At 54.8% G+C, this 5273-nt stretch carries 4 protein-coding genes; all 4 read right to left on the reverse strand.

The features are described 5' to 3' along the window. Positions 1-33: 33 nt before the first annotated feature. Entirely contained in the window at positions 34-573 is a 540-nt protein-coding gene (locus HU811_RS24470) for a FixH family protein (RefSeq protein WP_047227181.1), read from the reverse strand. 11 nt (positions 574-584) lie between these two features. Continuing rightward, the gene (ccoG, locus tag HU811_RS24475) at positions 585-2000 is read right to left on the reverse strand and encodes a cytochrome c oxidase accessory protein CcoG (protein WP_092459055.1); all 1416 of its coding nucleotides are present in this window, start codon (positions 1998-2000) and stop codon (positions 585-587) included. Positions 2001-2342: 342 nt separating this feature from the next. Next, positions 2343-3353 carry a hypothetical protein gene (locus HU811_RS24480; protein ID WP_186658566.1) on the reverse strand — a complete coding sequence of 337 codons (1011 nt, stop codon included), beginning with the start codon at positions 3351-3353 and terminating at the stop codon, positions 2343-2345. Positions 3354-3357: 4 nt separating this feature from the next. Continuing rightward, the coding region (locus HU811_RS24485) for an RHS repeat-associated core domain-containing protein (RefSeq protein ID WP_186658568.1) at positions 3358-5273 on the reverse strand (1916 nt) is incomplete at its 5' end.

The raw sequence follows: 5273 nt of genomic DNA on the forward strand, positions 1-5273 counted from the left end.
CGGGAGCAAGCTCCCTCGCCACAGGAAAGCAGCTTATTTTTTCAGGTCTTCAGCGCCTTGCAGCGGTTCATCGCCGAGCAGGATGGCCTGGTCATGGTTGATCTGCTCTTCTTCGAACAGGCGCCAGGTCTTGTCGTTCTCCACACCCAGCAATTCGACAAAGCGCCGGCCTTCGATTTTGTCCGTCAACTGACCGACATACCGTCCCGGTTCGCTGTCGTTGCGCGTCAGGACGATCTTGCGATCCTTCTCTGGCTGGGTGGGCGAGATCAGGCTCAGTTCCAGGGTCTGGGGCCGGCTATCGCCGCTCAGGCGCAGGTTCACTTCGCCGGTGACGTCATCCAGTTGCACGTTGGCATGCAGTTGCAGAGTCTGGCCCAGCAGTTCGCGCTCCAGGGAGCGGTTGATGCCTTTGCCGGCTTCGTAGTAGTTGTCGTTGACCAGATTGTCCGGGTTGTTCACGGCGATGGTCACCATGGTCAGGCTCAGTGTGACCGAGCAGGCCAGGATCGCAATGATGATCCACGGCCAGAGGTGCTTGTACCAGGGGCTGGTGGCGGTTGCTGCAGGCATGTTCAATTCTCTCAACGAATTTGTGGGCCGATGAACCGGCTCTTGGCTTCAACATGAACGCTGTCGTCATCGGCATCCTTGAGGATGAACATCACCTCGTTGGTGCTCGACGGCAGTTGGTCCGGTGCGCTGGACAGTTCTACCGGCTGGGTGAAGATCTCACCGGCCGCGACCTTGATTTCCCGGCGTCCCTGGAGCTTGAGATCCGGCAGGCCGGAGGCCTCCAGCACGTACGTATGGTCGTGCTGGTCCTTGTTCATGATCTTGAGGCTGTAGACGTTCTCGATCCGGCCTTCGGCGTTCTCGCGGTACAGCACACGGTCCTTGCTGACGTCGAAACCGACCAGCGAACGCATGAAGAACGCGGTCACCAGCAGGCTGATCATTGCCAGCAGCACCAGGGCATAACCGATCAGGCGTGGGCGCAGTTTATGGGTTTTCTGCCCCGAGAGGTTATGTTCGGTGGTGTAACTGATCAGGCCGCGCGGGTAATCCATCTTGTCCATGATGTTGTCGCAGGCGTCGATGCACGCCGCGCAGCCGATGCATTCGATCTGCAGGCCGTCGCGAATGTCGATACCGGTGGGGCAGACCTGGACGCACATGGTGCAATCGATGCAGTCCCCCAGGCCCAGGGCCTTGTAGTCAACGCCCTTCTTGCGCGGGCCACGGCTTTCGCCGCGACGCGGGTCGTAGGAAACGATCAGGGTGTCCTTGTCGAACATCACGCTTTGGAAGCGGGCGTAAGGGCACATGTAGATGCACACCTGCTCGCGCAGCCAGCCGGCGTTGCCGTAGGTGGCGAGGGTGAAGAAGCCGACCCAGAAATACGACCAGCCATCGGCCTGGCCGGTAAAGAATTCGAACACCAGTTCGCGAATCGGCGTGAAATAACCGACGAAGGTCATGCCGGTCACAAAACCGATCAGCAGCCACAGGCTGTGCTTGGCCAGCTTGCGCAGGAACTTGTTCCCGCTCATGGGCGCCTTGTCGAGCTTGATGCGTTGGTTGCGGTCGCCTTCGGTGACCTTCTCGCACCACATGAAAATCCAGGTCCACACGCTTTGCGGACAGGTGTAGCCGCACCAGACCCGCCCGGCATAGACCGTAATGAAAAACAGGCCGAAGGCGGCGATGATCAGCAGTCCGGACAGGAGGATGAAGTCCTGGGGCCAGAAGGTCGCACCGAAAATGAAGAATTTGCGTTCCGGCAGGTTCCACCAGACGGCCTGATGCCCGCCCCAATTCAACCAGACGGTGCCGAAATACAGCAGGAATAACACGCCACCGCCGACCATCCGCAGGTTGCGGAACAGACCGGTGAAGGCACGGGTGTAGATTTTTTCCCGAGAGGCATACAAGTCAACGCTTTTACTCGCGTCTTTGGCAGGCGGGGTGACGTCATGTACCGGAATCTGGTTACTCATCAGAATGCATCCCACGGCAGTGGAAAAGTGCCGGGGTCAGTACGTGCCGACCACGGTCAGAAAGGGTATTGCAGTGGCGCAATGATACGCCTGTAGGTCTAGCCCAAGGGTGCGACCTTTGGTCGCGTTGGGGCTCTGCATAGAATGGTGTAGCGGATGTAACAAGTCATGACCCAGATCAATTGACTATAGACATTCCATGGCGTTGGCGAAAAAACCAAGGGCCTGGCGACTCGTTCGACAGGCGCGCTTGCTTGCTTTGTGCCGGTATCGTGGATCGACGTAAAGGCACAAAGATGATGAGGGACTGCTATGTCGGCAAACGTGATCTGAGAGTGGTTGCTACTGGCGGTACAAGATGTTGTAGAACGAGGTTTGCTCGTCTTTGATCAAGGAAAGATCCTGCCCCGTGGGGAGGTTGTCGAACAGCGCCTTGCTGACGACCATTCGGCGCGTGATTATTGCTTCCAGCAGTTTGCCGAACAAGGCTTCATCGTTGATGTACTTTTTCAGTTTTAGTATTTCACGAGGCTTGTTGTTCAGAATGTAGAAGGAATAGTTCATCAGAATAATGTTGGAGACAAACAGGTTTTCCGTTGACTGGAACGGGTTGATCGTGTCGGCCAATGCACTGAATATCTGCTTTTTATCGTGCTCATAGGTGTTCAGAAATACATCGGGGTACATGAATTCGCTGAATCGATCATTGAGCTTGAAACGGTAGCCTGTGCTGTCGGGTTCTACCAGTAACTTGACGACGCTGGCTTGATAACTTTTCAGCGTGCTTAACAACGCATGTTCTTTTCTACTGTCGGACTTGATCACGTTGTAAACCAGGTCGATGACATCCAGTAAGTCCACAGGTCCCAATGCGTCGGTCGCCATCATCAACCGATTACCCTTGATGCTGAACCGACGATACGCCTCGTCGTCGATGCTCAGTTCGAAGAGGAGGAACCTGAGCATGTGGTTCCTGAGTTGTGTATCCGCATCGAGAGGGCTGTTCTTCAAGCTGATCAACTGAATCAGATAGAAGAAAATAAAATAGTCTTTGTTGGAGCGTTGTCGGTTGTCGATTTCAAGCAGATAGCCAAAGCGCGACAGGACCAGAAGAAGGGCGTAGCAGTCCGGCTCCGTGAAACCGTTTTTCGACATGGATTTTTCTAAAGCGCTTACGGAAAACAAATCATGCCAGCGGCTTACGCTGAAGGGTGAGCCGTTGTGTTTTCTGGCAACAACACGCAGCAGCGAAGGCTCATCCTCTTCATAAAACACAGCCCCCAGCGTCTTTGGGTACGGCCGGGCATTCAGGAAATGTTCAAGCTTGCATGAAAGGAGGTTGAAGATGTCCATACCGTTATCCGCAGGTTTTCCATTTTCCGTTCGGGCCTTTTTTCTCGACACGGAACGATGTGATGGTTTTATTGAATTTATCCAGTAACCGGAAACCGATACCTCTGGCCTTGGGCTCATTCGTTTTGGATAGCACGCCATCCTTAAGGCCCGTCTCCTTATAGTCAACGGTAGAAATATCCTTGTGGTCGTTGAGCATGCTAACCCCTTCATTATTGACGGTGGCGACTACCCGATACTTTTCGTTGCCCGGATTGAAGCCGGGATTGCTGTCCTGATTCACCCAGACGGCTTTCTCACCTCTGATATTCGGAACAAGCCCCCCTTTACCGCCGTTGGCTGCCTTGGATGAGACCGTTTCGCTTTCGCCCATGTAACGAATAATCTCGTTCTCTTTCAGTCCCAGCGGATCGATCCAGGTGAATGGATTCGGTGAGTAGCGGTAAAGGTTCAGGCTACCGGTCAGGCCCAGTGGGTCGGGGGTGGTAAAGCGTCCTACATCCGGATCATAAAAGCGGAAGGTGTTGTAGTGCAGACCTGTTTCCCGATCCAGGTATTGCCCCTGAAACCTCAGGTTCTGTTCTTCGATGTAGTACGGCTCACGTACCTCCTCGAGGGTGTTGCCCCATACCTGATAATGCGCATGCCATAGCGGATGGCCGTCACTTTCCGTCAAGGCTTGTGGCAGCCCGTTGGGGTCGTTGTGGTAATAGCGCACGCGTTGATTTTTATCGATGCCATCAACCCTGGCCAAGGGTTCGTGACCGGTACCGATGTAGAGGTACAGGCTGGTCTGACTGTTTTTATGTTCTTTGAGTAACTGCAGGCCATCCCAGTCGAAGCGCGTACAGGCAATGAGTCGCCCGTTGCCGTCATGCTCTGTTTTCTCGATCCTTCGGCCCAAGGGGTCATAGCGCATTCTGATCACGCTTTCACCCTCGGTTTTCTGGGTTCGCACTTCAATCAAGCGATGGTCTGAGTTGTAACTGAAACGCTGCAGGCCGTACCGTCTGCTGCGTTTTTCAATCATTCGTCCAAAGCCGTCGTAGCGATAACGCTTGTCCTGATAGGTCAGCACTTGGTTATGCACAACCCGCCCAACTGCACCGCTGGGACCGTCGAGGAGATTGGCTGCTGCGTCGAAGGAGAATGTTTCATTCTGACCTTGACGACTTCCCTGGCTGGCCAGGATCCGACCTGTTACGTCGTAGTGCAGCAATTGGCGTTGTTGACCTTGTGGTAGTCGTTCGAGGCGTTCCACAAGATGATCATTGAGATCGAAATCAAAATGGGTTTGCTGGGCAGCCGCCATCAACGAAGGAGGGCTGATGTGCCGACGCTGGCGACTACGTAAGCGGCCGCTGCGGTCGTATTCGCTGCGGGTGCTGATCTGGCCCTGGGTGCGCAGCACTTCGCGGTGCAGGCGGTCGCGCTCGAAGTCGCTGATGACATGACCGTCGAGGTTGATCTGGTGCAGGTGGCCGCTGCCGTAGTACAGGCGGTTAATCCAGCGGCCATCGGGCAGTTGGGTCTGGACCAGGTTGCCAAGTTCGTCGTAATGATGTTTTAGATGGCCTGTCGAACTCTGTTCTTCAATCAGATAACCCAGAGCGTCATAAGTGAAGCCCAGTCGTTGTTCGTTGCCGTTGTGATCGATAACGATGGCTTCGATCAATTGGTTCAGTGGGCTATAGCTGTACCGGGACTGTCCGTCAGGTGTGATTCGGGTTGTCAGTCTGCCAATTGCATCGCGTTCCAGATGCTGGACGATAGGCTTTTCGCTGGGTCGGTGATCATTTTGCGGCGCTGCGTGGGTCTCGACCCGTTTTACGTTATCGAGGGCATCATAGGTATAACGTTTCGTGCTGCCATCCAGATTGCGCTGTTCAATCAGCCGATCCCCGGCATCCCAGGCAAACC

The organism is Pseudomonas tehranensis (assembly GCF_014268615.1).
Classification (GTDB): domain Bacteria; phylum Pseudomonadota; class Gammaproteobacteria; order Pseudomonadales; family Pseudomonadaceae; genus Aquipseudomonas; species Aquipseudomonas tehranensis.

What these genes read in the sequence shown, in the direction of transcription:
- HU811_RS24470 (WP_047227181.1), bottom strand. Translation starts at nt 573, where the DNA reads ATGCCTGCAGCAACCGCCACCAGCCCCTGGTACAAGCACCTCTGGCCG.
- ccoG (WP_092459055.1), bottom strand. Translation starts at nt 2,000, where the DNA reads ATGAGTAACCAGATTCCGGTACATGACGTCACCCCGCCTGCCAAAGAC.
- HU811_RS24480 (WP_186658566.1), bottom strand. Translation starts at nt 3,353, where the DNA reads ATGGACATCTTCAACCTCCTTTCATGCAAGCTTGAACATTTCCTGAAT.